Origin of the sequence: Sphingomonas pseudosanguinis, from assembly GCF_014196255.1 — a bacterium.
Taxonomy (GTDB): Bacteria; Pseudomonadota; Alphaproteobacteria; order Sphingomonadales; family Sphingomonadaceae; genus Sphingomonas; species Sphingomonas pseudosanguinis.
Genome location: NZ_JACIDH010000015.1, coordinates 36,655 through 62,391 on the forward strand (window position 1 = coordinate 36,655; position 25,737 = coordinate 62,391).

The 25,737-nt window shown below is 63.6% G+C and carries 14 protein-coding genes; 4 read left to right on the plus strand and 10 right to left on the minus strand.

Features of this window, described 5'->3' with window-relative positions:
• Positions 1–3 precede the first annotated feature (3 nt).
• The 6 genes from GGR48_RS14010 to GGR48_RS17955 form a co-directional block, all read right to left on the minus strand.
• Positions 4–1,272 (minus strand): restriction endonuclease subunit S, encoded by a 1,269-nt coding sequence (locus GGR48_RS14010; RefSeq protein WP_183952467.1) that lies wholly within the window; start codon positions 1,270–1,272, stop codon positions 4–6.
• A complete protein-coding gene (locus GGR48_RS14015; protein ID WP_183952468.1) occupies positions 1,269–2,735 on the minus strand; it encodes a class I SAM-dependent DNA methyltransferase in 1,467 nt (488 codons plus the stop codon). Before GGR48_RS14015 ends, GGR48_RS14010 begins: the two co-directional genes overlap by 4 nt.
• Positions 2,736–6,113: a type I restriction-modification system endonuclease gene (gene hsdR / locus GGR48_RS14020; RefSeq protein WP_183952469.1), complete on the minus strand. Its 3,378-nt coding sequence runs from the start codon at positions 6,111–6,113 to the stop codon at positions 2,736–2,738.
• 650 nt (positions 6,114–6,763) lie between these two features.
• Complete coding sequence (locus GGR48_RS14025; protein WP_183952470.1) at positions 6,764–8,083, minus strand: MFS transporter; 1,320 nt, start codon at positions 8,081–8,083, stop codon at positions 6,764–6,766.
• Between the two features lies 1 nt (position 8,084).
• Positions 8,085–9,296 carry a D-mannonate dehydratase ManD gene (gene manD / locus GGR48_RS14030; RefSeq protein ID WP_183952471.1) on the minus strand — a complete coding sequence of 404 codons (1,212 nt, stop codon included), beginning with the start codon at positions 9,294–9,296 and terminating at the stop codon, positions 8,085–8,087.
• A gap of 13 nt (positions 9,297–9,309) precedes the next feature.
• Positions 9,310–9,459, minus strand: coding sequence for a hypothetical protein (locus GGR48_RS17955; protein WP_206362438.1), 150 nt, complete (start codon positions 9,457–9,459; stop codon positions 9,310–9,312).
• Positions 9,460–9,626: 167 nt separating this feature from the next.
• Here GGR48_RS17955 and GGR48_RS14035 point away from each other — a divergent pair, with 167 nt between their 5' ends.
• From GGR48_RS14035 to GGR48_RS14045, 3 genes are all read left to right on the plus strand, one after another.
• Positions 9,627–11,669: an alpha-glucuronidase family glycosyl hydrolase gene (locus tag GGR48_RS14035; protein ID WP_240455926.1), complete on the plus strand. Its 2,043-nt coding sequence runs from the start codon at positions 9,627–9,629 to the stop codon at positions 11,667–11,669.
• A 422-nt stretch (positions 11,670–12,091) separates the two neighbouring features.
• Entirely contained in the window at positions 12,092–15,220 is a 3,129-nt protein-coding gene (locus GGR48_RS14040) for a TonB-dependent receptor (RefSeq protein WP_206362437.1), read from the plus strand.
• 316 nt (positions 15,221–15,536) lie between these two features.
• On the plus strand, positions 15,537–17,414 hold the full coding sequence (locus GGR48_RS14045; RefSeq protein WP_183952473.1) for a calcium-binding protein: 1,878 nt from the start codon (positions 15,537–15,539) through the stop codon (positions 17,412–17,414).
• A gap of 39 nt (positions 17,415–17,453) precedes the next feature.
• Here GGR48_RS14045 and GGR48_RS14050 read toward each other — a convergent pair whose 3' ends face one another.
• Both GGR48_RS14050 and GGR48_RS14055 read right to left on the minus strand, forming a co-directional pair.
• On the minus strand, positions 17,454–19,064 hold the full coding sequence (locus GGR48_RS14050; RefSeq protein ID WP_183952474.1) for a glycoside hydrolase family 43 protein: 1,611 nt from the start codon (positions 19,062–19,064) through the stop codon (positions 17,454–17,456).
• The gene (locus GGR48_RS14055) at positions 19,061–20,350 is read right to left on the minus strand and encodes an MFS transporter (RefSeq protein ID WP_240455925.1); all 1,290 of its coding nucleotides are present in this window, start codon (positions 20,348–20,350) and stop codon (positions 19,061–19,063) included. The genes GGR48_RS14050 and GGR48_RS14055 overlap by 4 nt, the downstream gene beginning before the upstream one ends.
• 92 nt (positions 20,351–20,442) lie before the next feature.
• On the opposite strand from GGR48_RS14055, the gene GGR48_RS14060 reads away from it, so the two are divergent.
• Positions 20,443–21,474, plus strand: coding sequence for a LacI family DNA-binding transcriptional regulator (locus GGR48_RS14060; RefSeq protein ID WP_183952475.1), 1,032 nt, complete (start codon positions 20,443–20,445; stop codon positions 21,472–21,474).
• 123 nt (positions 21,475–21,597) lie between these two features.
• Here GGR48_RS14060 and GGR48_RS14065 read toward each other — a convergent pair whose 3' ends face one another.
• Complete coding sequence (locus GGR48_RS14065) at positions 21,598–22,599, minus strand: glycoside hydrolase family 43 protein (RefSeq protein WP_183952476.1); 1,002 nt, start codon at positions 22,597–22,599, stop codon at positions 21,598–21,600.
• 11 nt (positions 22,600–22,610) lie between these two features.
• Positions 22,611–25,592: a TonB-dependent receptor plug domain-containing protein gene (locus GGR48_RS14070; RefSeq protein ID WP_183952477.1), complete on the minus strand. Its 2,982-nt coding sequence runs from the start codon at positions 25,590–25,592 to the stop codon at positions 22,611–22,613.
• Positions 25,593–25,737 lie beyond the last annotated feature (145 nt).

Here is a 25,737-nt window from a genome sequence, read left to right on the forward strand (position 1 = left end):
GGATCAGGCCGCCTTTTTACGACCGCGCTTGGCCTTTGGCGCAGTAGCGCGTTCTGTCCGGATGCGGTCGAGCAAGGCGCTGGCGGGTTCGTCAGCGGGGTCTTGCGGCACCAGCTCGCCCTTGAAGGCCTTGACCAACACCGATTGATCGAGGTGGTCGATCAGCTTGCAAGCGCTAGTCGCGTCGGAGGCTATACGGTCAACCCAATTGAGGGCCATTTCGACCAAGCGAACTAATTCACGTTGCTCCTCGATGGCCGGGACCGGGAACGTCAGGGCATTCAGGGTTGTCTGATTTATGTAGGGCTGACCGCTACCGCCTGCCAATTGATTTAAATTGGCATTCCTGAAAAATAGCACAGCATATGACAGATCAATCTGATCGGACACTGAGCGGGCAAAGATAGCATTATCGGTGATCCATGCAGGCCCCGATGAAAAATGGACATTGCCGCACTGTGCTCCAACGCGACCGACAACCAACGTAGGAAAATCGATCAGAGCTTCGTTGTGGTAGCCACCAACTCCATTGCCACCGATCACGGGAACGTCGCCAGCGACTTGGCGCTTACTGGGCAAGTTCTTACCACTCGACCAAGTGAAGTAAGCGGAAGGATTTGCCGATTTCCATTCGCTTTTGTGATGGTGTTTTGCACGCCATTCGCACGTCAAATCGCCCCGGAAGGCGGCAGCGAGGATGGCCTGTTTGTATTTCTCGACGAGGCGGGGGATGTGGTTGAGATGGTCGCGGGCGCGTCTGGATTTGCCGGTGAGGCTGTCGATCTTCGCCATGATCCGTCGCTGTTCGGCAAGCGGCGGCACTGGAATGGTCGCGCTAGCAACGTCCTTGTCGGAAACGGCGGGGTACATAGTCCCGTCCTGCGCGGCCGACAGCTCATTTACGAACGGATCGGAGGAAACCCAACGGAACAGATAGGTTGCATCAACGGCACCGCTAGGCCGCAGAACCGCTATGCCGGTTGAAGTCAGCTCGCCGCTTAACTCGGCGGGGACCAGCGCGATATTCTTCAGATAGGTCCGCACAGTAGAAAAAAGGGTGTCGTCGGCCTGTATGACTCGCCGTGCCCGCGACGGCGCCTCCTTTCCAGTAAAGGACTTGGGATCGGCAATCGTCTGGCTTTTATTATCGATCGAGCCGATATCGACGTAACGGAAGGTTTGATCTGGAATTTTCGTAGGGTCGATGCTGACGAATGCGGTAGTGACATCGGCTATCGTCGCTTCTTCCCATCCTTGCGGCATATTGCTCATTCCGCCGCCTCCGCCACGGCAGCAGCCTCCTCAACGCTATCCGGCTCCAATTCGTCTGAAAGAGTTTCGATCTCCTCCAGCGCTGCTTTCAGATGGCCGATGATGGCGGCAGCGATATCCTCCGGTTCGGTCAGTGACTCTTCCGTCTCTGCTTCGGTATCGCGAAGCCAGCTTATGTCGAGGTTGTCAGCGCGGTTGGTGATGGCTGCGCGCTCGAACTTGCGCCACCGGCTGTCCTCCCCCTGATCCTGCCGCGCAGCTTCGCCATTAGCATCAGCGCCATAGGCAGCCTCGAAATCAGCAAAGTCGGCAACTGTCAGCGGGCGAGTCTTGCCATAGGCAGGAGCATTCGCCCGCATGTCATAGACCCAGACCGCCTTGGTGTTGCCCTTGTCGCTCTTGCCGCGTCGGAAGAACAGCACGTTGGTCTTCACGCCCTGCGCATAGAAAATGCCGGTCGGCAGGCGCAGGATGGTGTGCAGGTCGCACAGGTCCATCAGCCAGGTACGCAGGCGACGGCCCGTATTATCCTCGAACAGCACGTTATCGGGGATGACCACGGCGGCGCGGCCACCGGGGGCCAATGCGCGCACGATATGCTCGACGAAGGCAAGTTGCTTGTTCGAGGTATCGGCCGTGATCGAGAAATCGGATCGGGTCGGTCGCCCTCCGCCTTTCTTGGTGCCAAAGGGCGGATTGGTCAGGATCAGATTGGCCTTGGGCAGCGCCTCACCATCGGGCGAGAGCGTATCGATATTTTCCATCCCACCTTCGATGCCGTGCAGCAGCAAGTTCATCAAGCTAAGGCGATGGGTATCCGGCACCAGCTCCGCGCCGCAAAAGGCGTTGTGCCTCTGGAAGAAGGCCTGCTGCTCGGTCAGCGTGTAGAGATCGTCCGTATGATCCTTGATGTAGCGATCGGCGGCGACGAGGAAACCCGCCGTTCCGCCTGCCGGGTCCTGGATTACTTCTCCCGGCTGCGGCTGCATCAGGCGCACGATGCAGTCGATCAACGGGCGGGGCGTGAAATACTGCCCGGCACCGGATTTCTTGTCGGCCGCGTTCTTCTCCAACAGACCTTCATAGAGGTTGCCCAGCCCCTCTTCGCGGGCGGAGAACCAGTCGAGCTTATCGATGTTGGACGTCAGCGCCTTCAGATTGGTCGGCTTGCGCAGGCGGGTTTGCGCATCAATGAATATCGCGCCGACCAGCGCGTCCTTCGCCTTGCCGAGTTCGAGCAGCATTGCCTTGTAATAATCGAGCTGCTCCATGCCTTCCCGCTTAGCGAGCAGGCCCCAGCGCCACCCTTCGGGCAACCGCTCCTCCTTGCCGGTTTCCTTCAGCATCTTGAGGAACAGCAGGTAGGTCAGCTCCGTCACATATTCATTATAGGTGACGCCGTCGTCGCGCAGGACATTGCACAGACCCCAAAGCTTGGCGACGATATCGGTGGTGGTGCTCATTTACGCGGTCTTCTTCCACAATTCTTCGTTGATTCCGGCGAGGATGCTTTCCAGCTCCCCGCCAAACACCTTGTTCAGGCGATTGAAGCCGCCATCGGCGACGAACGGCTCCTTGTCGATGGCGGCGCGGTCCACCACGATTTCTTTTTCAATCTGATCGCCGATCCGCTTAAGCCATCGCTTTTGTGGGTCGGTCCATGCGCGGCTCGCCATTATAGCGCGCATGGCGTCGCGTACACGGTCTTCATAGGGGATAAGGGCATCGCCCAGCGCGGCCTGACGGACGAAGCCGATGACCGAGGCGGCGATTTCCTCATTGCGGGCATCGGCCCACGCACGGCGCAGATTGGCGTCTGAAAAACCCTTAGAATCCAGCGCCAGGCGCAGTTCCTTCAGATCGGCCCGGGTTAAATCGCGGGGACGCTGAACGACGAGCTTCAGCGCGGCGATGGTGTTGATATTGTCGCGGACGAAGGCGGCGAAGCTGTCCAAAAAATCCTCAGGCTTCGCGCCGCTGCCATAGCCGCGCGACACATCGACGACCTGATCCGCGTGCTTGGAAATCGGAACATAACCGGGAGTATCGCCATCGGCCTGCCAATCGAGGATGGTGCCGATCGCGGCGCGGTCCTTCAGCCAGGCGGCAAGCCCAGGTGCATCGCCGGACATTACCCGTTGCAGCATTGCCTCTGGCGTTTCGCCCGCTGCGGCTTCGAACTGTTGCCTTGCCTCATCGGTCAGCTTCTTGATCCGGCGGCGCAGTTTCACGGCGAGCTGTTCGCGAATGGCCTCCCGCTGCTCATCGTTCTGCGCTTCCGTCATTTCGCGGACGAGCTGAGCAAAGCTGATCGACGGGTTAACAACGACAGGCTTCATGTCGGTCATGTTCTGGAGGTGGGGGTAGAGATCGACGGCGTCGAAAATCCGGAAAACCTCCTTGCCAATTTCCGGACATTGGCGGGTCGCACGGCCGATCATCTGTTCATACAGGATGCGGCTGTTCACCCGGCGCAGAAACACAAGGTTCGTGATCTTGGGCACGTCGATGCCGGTGGTGAGCAGATCGACGGTGACGACGATTTGCGGGTTGGCATCGTTGCGGAACGAGCGAATCCAGTTCTTCACCTTGTCCACGCTGCCCGTGATTTTCTTCACGGCTGCATCGTCGATCTCGCCATATTGCTCGGCAAAAGCGGCCTTGATGGCGCTGACCACCATGTCCGCATGGGCATCGGTGGCGGCGAATATCAGCGTTTTGCCGGGTAGCGCCGGATCGATGTGCCGCGCCAGCTCCTCCGCCACGACGCGATTGAACTCCGGGGTAATAACCTGCCGGTTGAATGCCTCGACCTCGAAACGGATTTCGTCCGGCGCGTGGGCCAGATCGACTTCGCCGGTCCGCGTGTTCAGCAGTTCAAGCTCTTCATCCTTCTCGAACTTGATGCCGGCTCGCGCCAGCGCGGTTTCAATGCGGATCGGCGGTTCATGGTCGATCAAAAAGCCGTCGACCACGGCCTCGCGGTAGGAATAGATGAAAACCGGATCACCGAAAATGTCGGTGGTGTGCAGCGCGGGCGTAGCCGTCAGGCCGATCTTCACCGCATCGAAATAGTCCAGCACGCGCCGATATTTCGAGATATAATCGTCCTGCCCCCGGAAGCTCAGCTCTGCGTCGGACATCTCCCGATCGAGCAGGTAGCCGCGATGACATTCGTCGATGACCATTAGGTCATATTGGTCAACGGGCGGCATGGATGCGGCATCGGCCGCGAACAGGACACGCTTCACCAAGCCCTGAATCGTGCAGATGTGGACTTTGGTTTCCACGTCCGGGGTCACGTCGCCCAAGCCCTTGAGGCCGAAGATTTCAGCGAACGTCTTGCCGGACACAACCTTGGTGGTCGAAAACTCGCCCTCAGTCTGGTCGCCAAGAGCGCTGCGATCGACCACGAAGCAGATGCGTCGGAACCGTTTGGCCGACAGCAAGCGGTACAGCATGGCGATAGCGAGCTTGGTCTTTCCTGTGCCGGTCGCCATCGCAACCAGGACGGCGCGCTGCTCAGACGACAATGCCGCTTCCACCGAGCGAATCGCGCTTTCCTGATAATGGCGAAGCGGGAAGCCGAATTCGAATGGCTGCGTCTTAAGCGCCGCATCAGCCGCGTCCTGATCGACTTCAAGCTGCCCGGCGAGGCCTTCCGGCGTCGGCCAGTCCACCAACGCGCGACGATGGTTTGCTGCGCGGCGGGTATCGCGGAACCAGATGCCGCTCTCTGTCTCAATCTGCTTTAGATAGGATCGGCCATTCGCGCTGAACACAAATGGCACCTTGTGTTCGCCCCATGGCCCACCCGCATAGTTGAAATCGGCGCTGTCTTTTATGCCGGTTGAATAGCGCTCAGCCTGGTCGATCGCGGCTGACACATTCTTCCGGCGTCGCTTTGCCTCCACAACGCCGATCAGAGTTGTACCAGCGAACAGGGCATAATCGGCGGGGCCATTTGCGGTTGGCCATTCAGCTATTGCAAGATTGCGACCCTTGGCGGGGCGAACACCGTTGCTGTATCGAAGGTCGCGGGTATCAACCTCCCATCCACGATCGCGCAATTGCTGATCGATAAGGGCACGGGTTTCCGCTTCGTCGAGGTCGATCTTGACCGCAGCCTTTTCACCACGCTCGACCAATTGAGCAGCCTCAGCGCGAGGTAGAGTTTCGGCTTCGGCTTGGAGGGCGGCGAGCTTGCTTGTGACTTCAGCCTTCTCGGCATCAATGTCTTGGGCGATCTTCTCCCAGGCGGCTCGCTCCTCGGCCTCGCGTGCCAATCTTGATTCTATGGCCTCGCGTGCGTGGGCCTGTTCTTCTGCTTCAAGGCGAGCGCGAGCCGCATCGCCTTCTGTTTCCGCCACCTTCTGCCTGAGCTTTTCAATCTCTTCGCGCAAGGCAACGGTCGCATCAACAGGCTGGCGCGGCGGCACGAATGCACCAGACTGAAAATTGGCAGCGCGGCCATAGGTCCGATGAAACCAGATGCCCAGCGACCAAGCGAATTTCAGCGCCGTCAGAGCAGTGGAATGATTGCCCTTTGCTTCATGCACGGCGCTGTTGCCTGCTTTCCGCAGAGCATGAAAAATATCGGCTGCTTCCTTGGGAATCAGGCGATCATATGACAGGCGACGCAGCGTTTCTTCGAATGTCTCGCGCTCATCACGATAAACGGCGTGATGCGCAGCGACCATCTTCGCCATCAATTCAGCAAACTGGCGAAGCTTAACGATGGCAGTGGAAGGATCGCTTGAGAAATAGCGTTCCGCCAGCCCTCCTAACGTTACCAGCTGTTCATCATGGGCTTCCAAAAAGCCGAAATTCAGCGAGTCCATCGCTCCCCCTGTTCACCAATGCTCCGGTGGCTTAGCTTCCGGCGGGGATCGCAAAATATGGCAATCAGATCAAATCATATCTCAGACCGGCAGCATATCAGCTTTACGCGCCCTATATATGCGGACAGTCTGAAATCCGCTGAATCTAAGTTGCCTGTGTCTGTGAGAACAGGTAAGCAAAGGCTGAACGTCGGCATCCGATAAGATCTGCCGTTAGCCACGTCGCCGGTGAACGGCAGAATTGTTCCAGCGTCAGACATATCTACGCCAGCACGGAAAAACATCGGCGCACGGCTTTCGTAATGCCCCGGCGTTGCGGGTCGGTCCGCCAGCATAGACACGATGGTCGAGACCTCCGGCCGGTTTGCTCGAGCATGGTAGCTGGCATGACGCGTTCGGACATATTGTGCGGCTGAAGGACGCGCAGCATCCACGGCGATTGGGAAGCGCCGCGGTGGCGGCGTATCGCCAACGTGCCAAACCTCGTTCAATGTCCTTGCCTCTTTGTACCCCTTCTTGTACCCCTCAGTGTGCAACTCGCTGGCAGACGGGTTGCGCGGCGACGTAAAAACAATGACTTAGCGCGCGGCAAAAATAGGTCAGGAATCCTGTCTCCCCGACCATCCGCACATCATCATCCGCCCACCTGGTCAGCCGGCACCAATCCGCACATCGCGATAGCGCGGGTTGAGGATGTGAAAGACCAGCAGCGCGACCAGATAGGCCATGCCGCAGGCGATGAAGAAGGGCTGGTAGCTGCCCACCCGGTCGAGCAGCACGCCCAGCGCCTTGGAGGCGATGAACCCGCCCGTCGCACCTGCAAAGCCGCCCAGACCGATCAGCGTTCCTTGGGCATAGCGAGGGAACTGGTCGCCCGGCAAAGCGAAGAGGTTGGTCGAAAAACCCTGATGCGCGGCGCAGGCCAGGCCGATCATCGCGACCGCGATCCAGATACTGCTCGCCTGTGCGGCGAACATCACCGGCAGGGCGAACAGCGCGCAGGCGAACATCGCGCGCTTGCGGGCGCGGCCCGTCTCGACCCCGGTCTTCAAAAGCCGTGACGAATACCAGCCGCCCAGGATCGCGCCGACATCGGCCATGATATAGATGGCGACCAGCGGCGGGCCGAAGCTCTTCAGGTCATAGCCATAACGGCTATGGAAGAAATCCGGCAGCCAGAACAGGAAGGTCCACCAGACCGGATCGATCAGAAAGCGCCCGGTCATATAGGACCAGGTTTCCCGGTGACGCAGCACGGTACGGAAACCCGCGCGGCCCGTCGTCGCGACCGGCTCCGCCTCGATCCAGGCGCGTTCCTCGGGCGTGATGCGCGGATGCGCGTGCGGCGGGTGATAGAGCCGCCACCACGCGCCCAGCCAGACCAGGTTGAACAACCCGGTGATGATGAACGCCCAGCGCCAGTCGAGCACCAGATCGGCGACGATGAAACCGATCAGGAGCGGGGTCACCACCGCGCCGACATTGGCGCCGGCGTTGAAGATGCCGATGGCGAGTGCCCGCTCCTTCTTCGGAAACCATTGCGACGCGGCGGCAAGTGCGGAGGGGTAGGTCCCCGCCTCACCAAAGGCCAGCGGGATGCGCGCGATCACGAAGCCGGTGGTCGAGGTGACCAGCGTCTGGGCGAAATGCCCGACGGTCCAGCTGCCCATCGCCAGCAGATAGCCGGCACGCGGCCCGATCCGGTCGATCAGCCACCCGAACAGCAGGAAACCGACCCCGTAGGCGACCTGGAAATAGCCGGTGATGTCGCCATAGCCGCTATTGGTCCAGCCGTAGAGTGCGGTCAGCTGCGGCTTGAGAACGCCCAGCACCAGCCGGTCGATATAGCTGAGCACGACCGCCGCGAACAGCAGACCGCAGATCACCCATCGCACCCGCCCGCGCGGCGCGGGCACGGCCTGGACGGCGGTATCGGGTCCGGTGGCGGCGGCCTGTTGCAAATCGCTCATCTCACCAGCTCCACAGAGTGCCGTCCTCCAGACGGTTCACCGGCAGATAGGCGCGCTTATAGGGGTGGGCCGCTGCGCGCTCCTCGTCGATCGACACGCCCAGACCGGGGGCGTCGCCGGGGTGCATCATCCCGTCCTCGAACCGGTAATGATGCGGGAAGACGGCGTCGGTCTCCTCGGTATGCGGCATATGCTCCTGAATGCCGAAATTGGGGACCGACAGCCCGAAATGCAGCGCCGCCGCCATCGTCACCGGCGACAGGTCGGTCGCGCCGTGGCAGCCCGTGCGCACCTGATACAGGTCGGCGAGCGCGGCGATCCGCCGCAAATGGGTCAAGCCACCGGCATGGACGACGGTCGCGCGGATATAGTCGATCAGCTGGTTCTCGATCAGATGCTTGGCATCCCAGATCGAGTTGAACACCTCACCCACCGCGATCGGCGTCGTGCTGTGCTGACGGATCAGGCGGAAGCTGTCCTGATTTTCCGCCGGCGTCGCATCCTCGATCCAGAAAGGACGATAGGGCTCCAGATCCTTGCCCAGCCGCGCCGCTTCGATCGGGGTCAGGCGGTGGTGGACGTCGTGGAGCAGGTGGACGTCCCAGCCCAATGCCTCGCGCGCCGCCGCGAACAGTTCGGGGACGACGCGCAGATATTTCTCGGTCGACCAGACGCTCTCGCTCGGCAGGTCGGCATCGGCGGGTTCGTAACGCTGGCCCGCCTTCGCTACGCCATAGGTGGAGGCCAGCCCCGGCACGCCGCATTGCAGGCGGATCGCGCGATAGCCTTCGTCGCGGTGACGGATCGCGGTCTCGATCGTATCCTCAATGATCGTACCATTGGCGTGGCAATAGACCAGGCACCCCTCACGCGCCGCGCCGCCCAGCAGCTGATAAATGGGCAGCCCGGCGACCTTGCCCTTGATGTCCCACAGCGCCATGTCGACTGCCGCGATCGCAGTCATCGTCACCGGCCCGCGTCGCCAATAGGCACCCTTGTAGAGATATTGCCATATGTCCTCGATCCGGTGCGCATCGCGACCGATCAGGCACGGAATGACATGATCCTGGAGATAGCTGGCGACCGCCAGTTCGCGGCCGTTGAGCGTCGCATCGCCCAGGCCGGTGGTGCCGTCGTCGCATTCGATCTTCAGCGTGACGAAGTTGCGCCCCGGCGATGTGACGATCAGGCGGGCGGCGATGATCTTGGGCATGGAAGGACGTCCTTCAGACGATGACGGGGATGCGCCCCGCAACGGCGCGCGCGACCCGACGGTCGGACACGATCCGCGACGATACCGCGCTCGGAAACGGAGATGGCACGGGAGCGGCGGGCCGCGACACGGCGCGGTCAAGGCGATCAGCCTGCACGGACATTCCGGCCCCTCCTGTTGCGACAGCGGCGTTCAACCGGCTTGCCAATTGGTCTGACAGCATTACCATTATGTGCGAATGTCGGCTTGTCAATCGCCGGCCCCTTGGGAGAGCGCGGAATGAAGGCTTGGCGATCATTGGCCAGCAGCTTGGCCATATCACTGTTTTTTATGCCTATTTCTGCATTTGCCGACGATGGCTATGGCCTTTGGCTCAAGGCGCCTAAAAAATCGGTCAGGCAGATCGCTATTTCTCGGTCAGGAGACTCTTCAACCCTAGTGCTGGCGCAGACGGAATTGGAGCGTGCGCTGCCGGCCGGTCTGCCGCCGATCCTGCTGGCGACGGCCGCGACTCCGTCCGTCGCCGCACTGCGCCTGCCGTTCGAGGGACTGGGGCCCGAAGGGTATCTGGTCCGAACGGTGACCTTGAATGGTCGGCCCACGCTGCTGATCGCGGGCAATGGCGACAAGGGCGCGCTGTACGGAGCGTTCGCCCTGATCCGCCATTTGGCCACCACGCCGTTCGCCGACACCCTCTCGCTGAGCTCGGCACCCAGGGTCAAGTTGCGTGTGCTGAACCATTGGGACAATCTCGATGGCTCGATCGAGCGTGGCTATGCCGGCCAGTCGCTGTGGGACTGGTGGACGCTCCCCGATTTTCGCGATCCGCGCTACACCGATTATGCGCGCGCCAATGCCTCGATCGGAATCAACGGCACCGTCCTCAACAACGTCAACGCCAAGGCAGACAGCCTGACCGCGCCCTATATCGCCAAGGCGGCGGCACTGGCGGACGTGTTCCGTCCCTGGGGCATCAAGGTCTATCTCTCGGTCCGCTTCTCCGCGCCGATCGAGTTGGGCGGGCTGAAGACCGCCGATCCGCGCGATCCGGCGGTGGCGGCCTGGTGGAAGGCAAAGGCGGACGAAATTTACCGCGCCATCCCCGATTTCGGTGGCTTTCTGGTCAAGGCGAACAGCGAGGGCCAGCCCGGCCCTCGCGACTATGGCGCCAGCCATGCCGATGGCGCCAACATGCTGGCCGCCGCGGTCAAGCCCCATGACGGCATCGTGATGTGGCGCGCCTTCGTCTATGCCGAGACGGACCCCGAGGATCGCGCGAAGCAGGCCTATACCGAGTTCAAGCCGCTCGACGGCAAATTCGCCGACAATGTGCTGGTGCAGGTGAAGAACGGCGCGATCGATTTCCAGCCGCGCGAGCCTTTCCACCCGTTGTTCGGCGCCATGCCACGCACGCCGCTGATGATCGAGTTCCAGATCACCAAGGAGTATCTCGACTTCGCGACCCACCTCGCCTATCTCGGTCCACTTTTCACCGAGGTGCTGGACGCCAAAACGGGACAGAAGCGGGGCGAGACCGTCGCCGACGTCGTCGATGGCCAAGCCGAGGGGCATAAATTGTCGGGCATGGCGGGCGTCGCCAATATCGGGCGTGACCGCGACTGGAGCGGATCGACCTTCAACCAGGCCAATTGGTACGCCTTCGGCCGGTTGGCCTGGGACCCCGACCTGTCGGCCGAGGCGATCGCGCGGGCCTGGGCGGCGGAGACGTTCGGCAATGACCGCCAGGTCGTCGATACCGTCACCGCGATGATGATGGGCTCGCGCGAGGCGGTGGTGGACTATACCGGCGCGCTAGGCCTCGCGCACCTGATGGCGACGGGGCATCATTATGGACCCGGTCCCTGGGTCGCCGATCTGGCCCGGCCCGAATGGAATCCCGTCTATTACCATCGCGCCGATGCCGCCGGGATCGGTTTCGACCGGACCACGAGCGGCAGCAACGCGGTCGGCCAATATGCCGGGCCGGTTGCCCGGGCCTTCGCCAAGCCGGAGACGACGCCTGAGTCGATGCTGCTATGGTTCCACCACCTGCCCTGGGATCGCCGCATGGCGGATGGGCGGACGCTGTGGGAGGATCTGGTCGGCCATTATGATCGCGGCGTCGCCTATGTCGGGCGGATGCGCCAGCAATGGGACAGCCTGAAGGGCAAGGTGGATGCCGAAATCTGGCAGAAGACCGCGACCTATCTCGCGATCCAGGAGCGCGAAGCGCGCTGGTGGCGCGATGCCAGCCTGGCCTATTGGATGTCGGTGAACCACCGGCCGCTCCCCGCTGGCGTTCGGCCGCCCGAGCACGATCTGGCGTGGTACAAGGCCCAGCATTTCCCTTACGCGCCGGGGCAGGCGCACTGACCAATGACGGGGGCGAGTCGAGGCCGATCGGGGCCGCCGACGCGCCCCCTTCGCTTACGGATCGATTGCAATTCTTTCTGTCACCTTAAAATCGATGCCCGGTATTTCAGACACATGCCGCCCCGACAGCCAGTCAATACAGTTTTTCACGTTGGCCTAACCAATTTTTATTGACCGCCTGACCAATAAGCGTAACGATACCGCTATCAACGATCCGCGTCAGGCGGTCATGGTAAGGGGGGTAGCGGAATGGCTTCGACAGTCGCGTCGTGCGTGCATGGCCCCTGCCCTATCCGGCCCTGATCCGACCCGGCCACCCGATTCTACCGTCAAAAGAATATTCCCGCATGTCGCGACGAACGGCAGCGGACCGACAGAGAGGACCTGAGATGAAGCCCCTGCCCCCTGCGCGCCTTCCCCATATGCGCCTCCGCCGTATCGCCCTGCTCTGTGCCACGGCCGCCGGGGCGATGAGCGCCTCGACCGTCATGGCGCAGGCGGTACCGCCGCCGCAGGAGCAGGTCCCCGCCGATGGTCAGGACAATGGCCCCGCGACGCCCCCCGCCCCGCAGGTCGATGCGACCCAGGGCACGTCGAGCGAGGACATCGTCGTCACCGGCTATCGCTCGAGCCTGGCCAAGTCGACCAACGCCAAGCGCGCGTCGACCGGCTTCACCGACTCGATCTTCGCCGAGGACATCGGCAAGTTCCCGGACACCAACATCGCGGAGTCGTTCAACCGTATTCCGGGCGTCACCATCACCCGCGACGTGACCGGCGAAGGCACCAACGTCGCCATTCGCGGCCTGGGGTCGAACTTCACCAACGTCACGCTGAACGGCGCGCCGATCGCGGTCGCCTCCTCGGGTGCGACCGACGCGCAGGGCACCGACCGCTCGGTCGATCTCAGCTTCTTCCCGACCGACCTGTTCACCAAGCTGACCGTCAACAAGAGCTATACTGCCGACCTGTTGGAGGGCGGCGCGGCCGGCAATATCGACCTGCGTTCGGCGCGGCCCTTCGATCGCACCGGACCGTTCCTCGCCTATAATATCCAGGGGTCCAGACAGACGCCCGAAGACCGGATCGGCGCACGCGGCTCGCTGATCGGCAGCTGGCGCAACGATACGGTCGGCATCCTCGCCGGCGTGTCGGCGCAGCGCCTGTTCACCGACACGCGCGGTTTCGAGACGATCGGCTATACCAATCCGGCGCTGACTGCGGCCCAGTGCGGTGCGACCAGCGGCTGCAACAGCACCGGCGGCGGCAATTGGACGATTCCGTCGACGGTGCCGGTCGGCGCGGGCGGCGGGCTGGTCCCGGGCACGGTGATCGACCGCGCCTTCCTGCTCGCCAACAATCCGGGCGCGAGCATCCAGCAGATCGACAACGGCCTGTTGCCGCGCCTGGGCCGCGTCACCAGCATTCGTGGCCCCCGCGACCGCGTGAACGCGATCGTCAGCGCCGAGTATCGCCCGACCGACACGCTGCATTTCTATGTCGATGGCCTGTACGGCTATAAGCAGAACGAGCTGACGCGTGAGAACATGGCGTGGATCGTGCGCAACGGCGCGATCATCCCGACCAACCTGACCTTCGACAAGTCGGATTGCAGCGCGGGCTGCACGGTCACCGGCGGCACCTTCGCCAACGCGCAGTTCTTCAACGAATTCCGCCCCTATACCGAGACGACGCACCTCTGGAGCGTCAATCCCGGCGGCGAGTGGGAGATCAACGACAAGCTGAAGTTCAACTTCCAGGGCAATTACGCCCGGTCGACCTTCCACCGCGAAAGCCCGACCGTCGGCATGACCACGCCGCTGGGCGTCGGCAATACCGTCACCTTCTCGACCAATGGCGGCATCCCGACGATCAAGAGCGCGCTGGACCTGAACGATCCGAAGAATTTCGGCTGGTATGCCGGCAGCCGCGTCAACCTGCAGGACGAGCGTCGCCTGAACATCAACAAGGGCCTGCGCGGCGACCTGACCTGGGGCGACACCGCGCTGAACCTGAAGGTCGGCGGCGCCTATGACGACACATCGCGCCGTATTCGCGGCTTCGACAACAGCCAGTATTGGCAGAATGCGGTCTGCGGCAACAATCCCAACGTCGCCGTCCCCTCACCCAACTCGCAGCCGCCCTGCGAGGGCCGGAACGCGCCGGGCGCGGCGCCTGCGGGCTATCCGACCTATCCGGGCTATGGCACCGGCTTCAGCTCGGGCATGAGCGGCCCGGTCAGCTATGGCGGCTCGCTGATCCCCAACAGTGCGGCCCCGAGCTATTTGTCGCCGGGGCCGGCCGGCTTCGTGACGGTCAACTGGCCCGCCTTTGCCAAGGCCAGCAACTACCAGTTCTTCCACGACAACGCGCCCGAGAATGGCGGCGCGAACACCGGTGCCAGCGCGGGCTTCATCCGCGAGGTCGTGAAGTCGGCCTTTGCGACCGTCAACGGCGCGCAGGAACTGGGCGGCAACACGCTGCGCTTCAATGTCGGCCTGCGTTACGTCAACACGATCCAGACGATCTCGGGCCGCGTCTCGCTTCCCGATCCGCGCAACACGACCGCCAACGGCGGAACGCTGCCCGATGGCAGCCGCTATCCGAGCATCATCAACATCGCCGAGACGCGCAACGTCTATTCGGAATGGCTGCCCGCCGCGACCTTCGCCTATGACATCGGCGAACATGCGGTGGTCCGCGTCGCGGGTTCGCGCACCATGACCCGACCCGACCCCTCGGCGCAGCTGCCGGGCATCAACTTCGGCGCGCCATCGGCCGACCAGGCCTCGATCGGCAATCCGGCGCTCGCACCCTATCTGTCGACCAATCTCGACCTCGGTTTCGAATATTATACCGGCCGCGAGGGCGTGATCAGCTTCAACGCGTTCCGCAAGTCGCTGGAAGGGTTCACCACCACCGCGATCTCGACGGTGCCCTTTTCGAACCTGGCGCAATATGGCATCACCTATGACACGCTGAACCCGACGCAGCAGATCGCGATCAACGCACGCGGCGGTCCGGGCTCGGCGCAGGTGCAGGTGACGTCGCAGGTCAACGTGCCCAACAAGCTGACCATCAACGGCCTGGAATTCCAGTGGGTTCAGCCGCTCGACTTCCTGACCCGGTCGCTCGGCATCACCGGCTTCGGCTTCAATGCCAACGCCACGATCGTCGACCAGCGCAGCGACGGCCCCGCCATCGCGTTCGGCGTGGCGCCATTCACGTACAACATCACCGCCTATTACGAAAAGAACGGCGTGATGCTGCGTGTCGCCACCACCTCGCGTCAGGGCGCGCAGAACAGCGGCGCGGCGCAGAACGGCATCCCGGCGGCGGCGCTGTTCGGCACCGACTATACCACCTACGACTTCTCGTCGGCCTTCGACCTCGACAAGATCTTCGGAATCGCGGGCGCGCCGCAGCTGACCATCAACGTCGCGAACTTCACCAATTCGACGCTGCGCTCCTACTTCCAGTTCGAGAATGCGACCTTCACCCAGTACAAGCCGGGTCGCCAGTTCCTGATCGGTCTGCGCGGCACCTTCTAAGCCCCTTCCCTCAACGTTCCCCCCTCCGGCCCCGGCGCAAGCTGGGGCCTTTTTTTATGCCGGCGATAGGGTGCGCGCACCCCCGGCATTTCACCATGCTCCTCAATACTTTATCGCAAATCCGACACCCCGTCGAGCGACGGCAAGGTAATGGCACGACGATCCCATGGATAGCGCTCACCACGATAAGTAAAAACGCCCTATTGGCGCAACGTCGAAGCCATCCTCAGATACGTTCACATCCGTATGTTTGCCGCCTTCAAACGATGATGATAGTTTTTTCAAAACTATACTGATTCTCTAGGGAGAGATCGCGATGGGCATGTTCGATTATCGTCGATATTCCGTTACGGAATCCGCGGAATTGGCCAACACCTCGTTGCAGCTGGCGACCTATGGACAGCTCGACCGGATTTTCGGTTTGCCGGTCGCGCGGCTGGCCAATGCGTTCGGCGACATCCTGCCGCCCGGCGCCACCGCCAATCGCATCCACGTCGCCTTGCCCCCCGGCTGGTCCGATGTCGGACCGGCGGCGCTGGGGCTGGGTCCGGAATCGGTCGACAGCGACGGCTATAACATCATTCCCAGCCCGCTGACCGGGCGGACCTATTCGGGGCCGCAGGCCAAGATCTATGAGGAGCGCGATGCCGGGGGCCATGTCACCCGACTGTCGGTTACCTTCGCCGGCACCAACTCGCCCGCCGACCTCCCCGATTACACCCAGCTCAACAGCGGCGAGATCGCCCCTGCGATGGACCAGCTGCTCTCGGCGGTCCGCGACTATGCGCTCCGCCACGGCCTGGGTGCCGACGACGTCATCGTCACCGGCTATTCGCTGGGGGCGGCCTATACCAATATCATGGCCAAATATGCCGACACGCTGGCCGGCGGTTTCTTCGCCGACAGCAGCTATGTCGCACATGCGGTCCCCTATACCTATGAAGGCGACGACCGGGTTCTGAACATCGGGTTCGAGAACGACGTCGTCCACCAGGCGGCCGGCAATTTCGACTCGCTCGGTGAGGCGGTGGCCGCCGCGCCCGGCCTGATCGGGCAGGACTATGCGCTGGGGTCGTCGACCGACAACCTCATCCTGTTCGGCGACGACTATGCCAATCCCGCCTGGCCCTATGGCCCCTTCGCGCTCTACAACATCCCCGGAGGCTGGGCTGCGCATGTCGCCGGCGTGAGTTCGGACGCGGTGACGCGGATCACCCAATCGGCCTTTTACGAGCTGACCTCGCGCGACAGCCTGGTGATCGTCTCCAACCTCAGCGGGGCGACCCGCGATGCCGTGTGGGTCGAGGACCTCGACCGCCCGTCCGACCGGCATGGCCATGTCGGCGACTCAGCCTTTCTGATCGGATCGCAATATGGCGACCGGCTGCGCGGCAATGTCGGCAACGACTATATCGACGGCATGGCGGGCGACGACATCATCCGCCCCGGCACGGGCCAGAACCGCATCGAAGGCGGATTGGGCAGCGATACGCTGGAGTTGTCCGGGTCGATGCGCGACTGGAGCGTGACGCGCCTGACCGACGGGACCATCGCCTTCTTCTCGCAGAGCTTCGGCTTGAACATCGTCTCGGGCGTCGAGAAAGTGACCTTCCTCGACACCGGCCTGTGGGGCGGCCGTCACTACACGATCGAGGCCGATCGGCTGGAGGATCAGACCTTCAGCGGTCTGTTCGAGCGCTTCGATCAGGACATCGCCTATACCGGCGCCAAGCAGGGCACGGCCGGTGCCGATACGCTCAGCGGATCGCGGGTGTTCGGCCTGGGCGGCAACGACACGCTGACCGGCACGAGCGGCAGCGATCTTCTCTATGGGGGCAGCGGGGACGACCGGCTCGACGGGCGCGGCGGCAATGACCGGATCTATGGCGGCGAAGGCGACGACCGGCTGACCGGTGGTGGCGGTCGCGACCTCCTCAATGGCGGGCTGGGTGACGATCTGTTCGTCGTCGACGCCAGCCTGCCCGGCCATGTCACTATCGAGGATTTCCGCCTGAGCGATGTCGAGCGCGATACGATCCGGATCACCAACAGTGGCATTCGTACCATGGCGGAGCTACGCGCCCATGGCGAGCAGACCGCCGATGGCCTGTTGCTGCATCTGGGCGCGACCGATCTGCTGATCGAACATGCGACCTGGGAGAGCCTGCCGGCCGATGGGCTGTTCCTCGGCTGATGCGGGCCATGGGGATCGGCGGCCGGCCGATCCTCATGGTCAGGCGACGACGTCCCCCGTCTCGACATAATCGAAATGACGGAAATCGGCCGCCCGGCCGGTGCCCGCCATGTCCTGACACGCGATGCCGACGAAGCTGCCGGTGAAGTTGGGCAGCCCGGGCAACGTCGCCTCATCGGACAACAGGCTGGCGTCGAACCGCTCGGGCAGCCAGGTCCAATCGCTTTCCCTCTCACCGCGAAAGGCGAAGCGCAGCGCCTCGTGATCGACCTGCACCCGCATCGCGATCGGCCCCTCCGGCACGGGTATGGCCGGGGTCAACAGGCTCTGCCCTTCGCCGATCGGCAGGACCGATAGCACCTGGATCTGGCGCGTGCCGTCATCCGCCGCCGTCAGGTGGAGGAAGAGATATTTGCTGCTGTTGTAATAGCAGACCAGGCCGGCCGCCTGCTGGAAATGCTCGGGCGCGAAGTCGACGAGCGTCTGCACGTCATAGCGGAACCCGGTCTGGCGACGGGCGACGAGCGCTTGCGTGAAATGGCTGCCGATCGTCTCCCGCCCGAACAGGCGGAGATGACCGGGCCGCGCGGTCAGGCTGAATATCTGTTCGGGGTATGGCGTGCGCAGCCACTGGAAGGCGTCCGGCAGGGTCGGGCCGTCGAACAGATCGCGTGCGACGACCGGCGGCGTCGCATCGTCGGTGACCGGCGGTTCCTCGGCACAGCGCAACCAGCCGTCCGCACCCCATTGCATCCGCCGGATCGCCGTCTCACGGCCCAGCGCGCAGCGATCGCTGCCGGGCAAGGGACGACCGCACAGATAGGCCATCCATGTCTCGCCTTCGGGCGTTTCGACCAGATCGCCATGCCCGGTCCGCTGCAGCGGGGCGTCGGGGGATTGGCGCGCGGTCAGCACCGGGCCGTCGGGATGCGGCTCATAGGGACCGAACAGGCTGCGCGACCGTGCCATGACGACGGCATGGCCGCGCTCGGTCCCCCCTTCGGCGACCAGCAGATGATACCAGCCGTCGCGCTTGTAGAGATGCGGCCCCTCGGTGAAGCCGAGCGCCGTGCCCTCGAAGATCGTCCGGCGCTGGCCCAGCAGCCGGCCGCTGCGCAGGTCGATCTCCTGCGCGATGATACCCGCGAAGCGCCGCCGGTCGGGACGATGGTCCCATAGCATGTTGAGCAGCCAGCTGCGCCCGTCATCGTCATGGAACAGCGCAGGGTCGAAGCCGCTGCTGTTCAGATGCACCGGGTCGGACCAGTCGCCGTCGATCCGCTCGCTCGATACCCAGTAATTGTGGAAGTCGCGCAGCGATGCGCCCTTCGCGCCGTCCACCGTCGTGCGGCCGTACCGCTTCACATCGGTGAAGATCAGATGGAAGCGCGCGTCCTTATAGCTCAGGTCAGGCGCCCAGACCCCGCAAGAGTCGGGATTGCCGCGCATGTCCAGCTGGCCTGCCCGCGCCAGCGGCCGGGCGACGAGCGTCCAGTTGGTGAGGTCCCGGCTATGGTGGATCTGGACGCCGGGATACCATTCGAAGGTCGAGGTCGCGATGTAATAATCCTCGCCGACCCGCACGATCGAGGGGTCGGGATTGAACCCGCGCAGGATAGGATTGACCGGGTTGATAGGGGCAGAGGTCATGCGGGTTTGCGCACCAGGGTCCAGAGGAGAATGGCACCGGCCAGATCGAGCAGGCCGAGCAGGATGAAGAAGGGTTGGTAGCCGACCTGATCGACCAGCGATCCCAGGGTCAGCGTGAACAGCAGCACGCCCAGATTGGCGGCGGTGCCCGACACGCCCGTCGCGGTCGCGACCTGATCCTGTGGGAACAGGTCCGAACACAGGGTGATGACGGTCACCGACAGCGTCTGATGCGCGAACCCGCCGAGGCAAAGCAGCGCGACCGCCGCGACCGGGCTGTCGACGCTGCCGACGAACATCATGCTCGTCATCAGCACCGCGCCCAGCGTGAAGGCGCCGCGCCGCGCATCGATCAGTTTGACCCCGCGCCGCTGGAGAAAGGCGACCACGGCCGGCCCGAACAGGCAACCCAGATCGGCGGCCAGGAACGGCAACCAGGCGAACAGCGCGATCTGGGTCAGGTCGAAATGCCGCGCCTGGACGAGATAGAGCGGCATCCAGAGCGACAACATGCCCCAGACCGGATCGGCCAGGAAGCGTGCGGCCGCGATCGCCCAGAGGTTGCGCCGGCGCAGCAGTTCGCCCAGCGGTGGGCGGCGGCGGTGCTTGGCGAGACTCGCCTCCTGCCCCTCGACGATCAGCGCGCGCTCGCGGGCCGATAGTCTGGGGTGGCGCGCCGGGGTCGCATACCAGAACAGCCAGGCGACCACCCAGAGCAGCCCCAAACCACCTGCCACGAAAAACGCCGCCCGCCAGCTGTGATAGAAGACCGCCCAGGCGACGAGCGGCGGCGCGAAGACGGCGCCGAAGGATGCGCCGATCTGATAGATGCCGCCGGCCACCCCGCGCTCGCGCGCCGGAAACCATTCGGCGACGACCTTCATCCCCGCCGGCTGTGCCGATCCCTCGACCAGCCCCAGCGCGCCGCGCAAGCCGGCGAAACCCAGCCAGCCATTGGCAAAACCATGCCCCAGTGTGATCAGCGACCACACCGCGACGAACAGGCTGAACCCGATCTTCAAGCCGATCAGGTCGAGCAGATAGCCCGCCACCGGCTGGAACATGATGCCGAACTGAAAGGCACCGGTGATCCAGCTATATTGCGCAGACGAGATATGCTGCTCGGCCATGATCGCCGGAGCCGCGACGCCCAGGATGCTGCGCGTCAGATAGTTGATGACCATCGCGACGACGAACAAGGCGATGATGGTCCAGCGGATATAGGGGAACGGCCGTCCCCGCCCGCCCCCGTCGATTGCGTCGTGACGCACCGCGTCTCCCTTCATGATTGGCCGACCGGCATTGACGCCCCCCGCCGGAGCGAGGCAGGGCGTAAAGCGACCACCGGGCCGATGCCCGACGACAGGACGGAACGGGATTGACCGGCAGACAGAGACGCCCGCGCGGCGTCACGATCATCGATGTCGCCAAGCAGGCGGGCGTGTCGCCGATGACCGTGTCGCGCGTCATCAACGGCGATGCCGGCGTTCGCGACGAGGTGCGCGCGCATGTCCGCGAGGTGATCGCGACGCTGAACTACACCCCCAACATGATGGCGCGCAGCCTGGTGACCTCGCGCGAGATCCGGATCGGCGTCATCTACTCCAATCCCAGCGCGGCCTTCATGAGCGAGCTGCTGGTCGGCGTGTTCGAGGAAGCCTCGACCCGCGCGGCTCAGCTGTTCCTGCTGAAGGGCGAACAAGGCCGCCCGCCGACGCGCGACGCCATCGAAGGGCTGATCGCGCAGCGGATCGCGGGCGTGCTGCTCGCCCCGCCCCTGGGCGAGGCGAAAGCGGTGCGCGCGATATTGCAGGAGGCGGGGCTGCCCGTCGCGGTGATCGGCGGCGTCGTACCCGATGCGGTGTGCGTCGGCATCGACAATGAGCGTGCCGCCTTCGACATGACCCGGCACCTGATCGCGCTGGGCCACCGGCGGCTGGGCTTCGTGCTGGGGAACCCCGACCAGTCGGCCAGCATCGCACGCCTCGCCGGTTTCCGCGCGGCGGTCGATGCGGCGGGCGGCGGGATCGAGACGCAGGTCGTGCACGGCGATTACAGCTATGCCTCGGGGCTGATCGCCGGCGAGGAACTGCTGGGCAGCGCACATCCGCCGACCGCCATCTTCGCCAGCAACGACGACATGGCCGCCGCGATCGTCTCGGTCGCGCATCGCCGCCATCTGGACGTGCCGGCCGACCTGACGGTGGCGGGCTTCGACGACAGCACGGCGGCGACGACGCTCTGGCCGCCGCTGACGACCATCCACCAGCCCGTCCGCGCACTGGCGACCGAGGCGTTGCAGCGGCTGATCCAGGACATTCGCGGTGGCACGGCGGGTGACGGTCAGCCGCGCATCACCATCCTCGACCATCAATTGATCGAACGCGACTCCACCGCGCCGCCGCGATGACGCAGGGGAATTACCTGCCATGGAGCGGGCCACCGCCTGCGACGACATCGCTCCACCATGTCGCGCGTGGCCCCCTTCCCCGTTCGGGTGAGGCAAAGTCGGCATGACCAACGCCGTCAATCTCTATCGCCCCGGCGCCGTCACACCGGCCTGGGTCTGAACCACCGGCTTCATCGTACCGTCGGCATTGTAATAGAGCCGCTCGACCGTGACGGCACGCCGACCGATCGCACCGCTCTGGTCGCCGATCGCCAGCGTCGCGTTATGCAGGAAGAGATAGGACTTGCCCTTGAACTCGGCGATGCCGGGATGGATGGTGAAGCTGTACTTGCCCGATCCCGTCAACAACCCACGATAGGTCCATGGCCCCTTCAGCGACGGCGCGGTGGCGTAGGAGATATGCTCGTCCCGCTGCGTCGTCCGGTCGAGCGAGGCATAGGTCAGGTAATAGAGGTTGCCGCGCTTGTGCAGCCACGGCCCCTCCTCGAAATGGGGCGGCGTGATCTCGGTGATCGGGCCATCGATCTCGATCATGTTGGGCTTCAGCTTCGCGATATAGCATTGCCGGTTGCCCCACGCGATCCAGGTCGTGCCGTCGTCATCGGTCAACACGGTCGGGTCGATGTCTTCCCAGCTATGCGTGCCTTTGGGCGTCATCTCGTTGGTGATCAGCGCCGAACCCTTGGCATCGACGAAGGGGCCGGTCGGCGTGTCGGAGACCGCGACCGCGATCGCCTTGCCGGGATGGGTCTTGTCATGCTCGACGGCCGCGTAGAACCAGTATTTGCCGTTCTTGTAGATCGTCTGGCTGGCCCAGGCGTCCTGCTTGGCCCATTTGAAATCGCGCACGTTCATGATCGGCCCGTGCGGAGTCCAGGTCTTCATGTCGGTGGTCGAATAGACGAGCCACTCCTTCATGTTGAACATCTCGTCCCGCTGCGCCTCGTCATGCCCGACATAGAGGTACAGGCGGTCGCCCACGACCAGCGGCGCGGGGTCGGCCGTGAACTTGTCGCGGATGATCGGGTTGCTTCCCGGCCGATCCGCCGGCGCACCGGCACCGGACATGGCGGTGCCCGGCAAAGCGAGGAGCAGTAACGAAGCGATCATCCGCGACAGGGCCATGGGCTGTTCCTTTAGAAGCTGAACCGCACGCCGGCGCGGAACACGCGTCCGAGCACGTCGTACAGCGCCGGGTTCACGAAATAGGGCGAACGAGCGGGATCACGGTTGAAGACATTGTCGACCTTGAAATAGGTCGTGACCGCCGGCGTGATGTTATAGGTGCCGCCGACGTCGAAATAAAAGGCGCCGGGGATGAAATTATTGTCGATCGTCGGCCGGTTGGCGGTCGAGCCGGGGCAGCCGGTGGTGCACTCGATATACTGGTTGCCGAGGTTGCCGTCGCTGAACCAGCGTTCCTGCAACAACAGCGAGAAGTCGTCGGTGGCATAGGTCTGTACCGCCAGCCACTTCCACTTGGGCGTATTGCCGATGTTCACCCCCGCCGAGTCGTTGGGGATGGTGCCCGGCAGGCCAGTGTCGGTGATGAACCGCCGGATATTGGTCGCCAGCGCGCGCAGCGTCAGGCTGCCCGGCAGGCCCAGCGGACGCTGCCAGCGATAGCTCGCCTCGATGTCGAAACCATCGGTCAGGATCGACGCCAAATTGAACGACTGGACGTTGATGAAGTTGGGCCCGTTGGGGTTGTTCAGGTTGAACACGCCGCACGTCTCCGGTGCGATGTTCAGGAAGCACAGGTTCACGATGTCCTGCGCGCCCAGGCTGGAGATCACGTCGGTGATCTTGATCTTGTAATAGTCGACCGACAGGCTGAGGCCTGGGATCGCCTGCGAATTGGAGAAGGCGATGCCCAGCGTGGTGTTGCGCGCGATCTCGGGCGTCAGGTTGACGTTGCCGATGGTGTTCTGGAGCGCGAGCACATTGACGTTGTTGAACGGATCGAAAAAGCCCGGCAGCGTCGTCGTGACGGGTGCAGCGAACAGTTCGGACAGGTTGGGCGCACGCACGTCGCGTGAGGTCACGCCGCGAATGCGCAGGCCATCGACCGGCAGGTCCCAGGTTCCGCCCAGCTTCCACGCCCAGACCGTGCCCGAGGTACTATAATCGGTGACGCGCGCCGCGCCGGTGATGTTGGCCCGGCCGCCTGCGTCCGAATTGATGATCGGCAGGTCGGCCTCCAGGAACGCCTCCTTGACGCTATAGGCGCCGCTGCCGTTCTTATAGTTGCCGGCATACCAGTTATTGCCGTCCGCCAGCAGCACCGGGTCGGCCGGATAGGCGCCATTGGCCGGGCTGTTGGCGAAACCCGCGCCATACGGGTCGGCGCGCACGCGGTAGAATTCGTGGCGGAACTCGCCGCCGAACGCCACCGACACCGGCCCCGCCCAGGACGAGAAGGGCGAGCCGGAGAAGTTCAGGCTGATCACGTCCTGCGTCTGGCGGGTGCGCTGATAGGCGCCGTTCTGCGGAATGATGTAGTTGAGCGCCGCCGCCGAAGGATTGCCGCCGAAGATGTTGAGCGGCTGACACCCATTGGCGCGCGCCGTCGCATCGGCACAGACGATCGCGCCGTTCAGCGTGGTCGCGTTGATCGCCTGGTTGAAGCGGCGGGACAGCATGATGTTGCTGACATCGACATCGGTATAGTTGGTCCCGTGCTCATAATACATGTCGTAGGACCAGTCGGACCCGGCGACCGACTCGCGCCCCTTGGCACCCGCGACGAAGCGGAACTGACGGCGATCGGTATAGACCTGCGTATTGCCGAGCGCGGCATTGCTGGTGCCATACTGGAAATTGGTGATGCCCGCCGTGGTGCACGCCGCCTTGATCAGCGCAGGCACGAAGGGATTGGCGCACTGGATGGTCAAATTGGGGCGGTTCATGCCGCCGACCGGCTGGTTGTTGGTCTTCACCTGGCCGATATTGACCGTGCCATAGATTTCGCCATTGGGCGCGAAGTCATAGCCGATACGGCCATAGCTGTTCACCCGCTGGATCTTCGACTGGAGCGAGCGGCCCGCATCGACATTGCCCGACAGATCGCCGCCCAGGCAGAAGCCGGGGAAACAGCCGCGAACATTGCCCGCCGCATCGCGCGCCGGCACCCCGCCCGATCCGTACTGGAACTGGAACGGATTGCCCGCCTGGTCGAAGGCGATGCCCTGCAGCGGCCCGGCCGTGATCAGGCCGTATTTGGTGTAGTTATAGGGCTGCGCATAGTCGCGGAACAGATATTGCGGCGTACCGTCGTTCAGGACGTTGCGGTTGATCAGCGTCGACTGACGGAACCAGTCGCGCCCGCCCGCCAGCGCGGTGCCGAACTCGCCGCCGCCGACGCCGTCCTCATGCGCGTACTCGGTGCTGGCGATCACATGCAGGCTGTCGTTCAACAGGCTGGTGCCGCCCGCCAGCTGGATCAGCACCTGCTCATTGTCGCCATAGGTGGTCAGGCCGCCCTGGACATTGCCCTTGATCCCCTTGAACCGGGTATCGGTGATGAAGTTGACGACACCGCCGACCGCGTCCGAGCCATAGGAGGCCGAGGCGCCGCCATTGACGACATCGACCCGCTTGATCAGCAGCTGCGGAAACAGGCTGATGTCGGGCACGCCGGTCACGTTCGCGCCGACGACGCGCTGCCCGTCGAGCAGCGTCAGGGTGCGGATCGCGCCGACGCCGCGCAGCGAGAAGGAGCTCAGGCCCTGCTGCCCGCTCGACGTGCTGAAGGTGTTGACCGAGGTGCCGGTCGAGCCCTGAAGCGAGGGAAGCTGCGCGACCGTCGTGAATATATTGGGCTGCGTGTTCTGCTGAATCTGCTCCTCGCCGATCACCGTCGTCGGGGTCGGTGCGGTAAAGCCACCTGTGGTGATGCGCGATCCGGTGACGATGATGTCGCGGCTGTCCGCCTCACCTTCCTGTGTCGCGGGGCTCGCGGTCACGGCCGCCTGATCGGCGGGCGTCTCCTGCGGCGACGTCGCCGTCTGCGCCCAGCTTGGCGTGGCCATGATACAGGCCGCGATCACCGCCAGGCTGGCCGGCGCCATCATCGACCGACGCAGGCGCCGCGCGCCCGATCCCATCCTCGTCATCATCCTCTCCCTGCCCGTCCCGTTATATCTGGTAACGTTACCAGTATCCTTGTCCGATTTGGAACGGATGTCAATGCTCTGACATTTCAGGAGGTTGTCGGGTTCGTCTTGACCGAGATCACGTGCGCCTCGGGGTTCAAATGTCGCT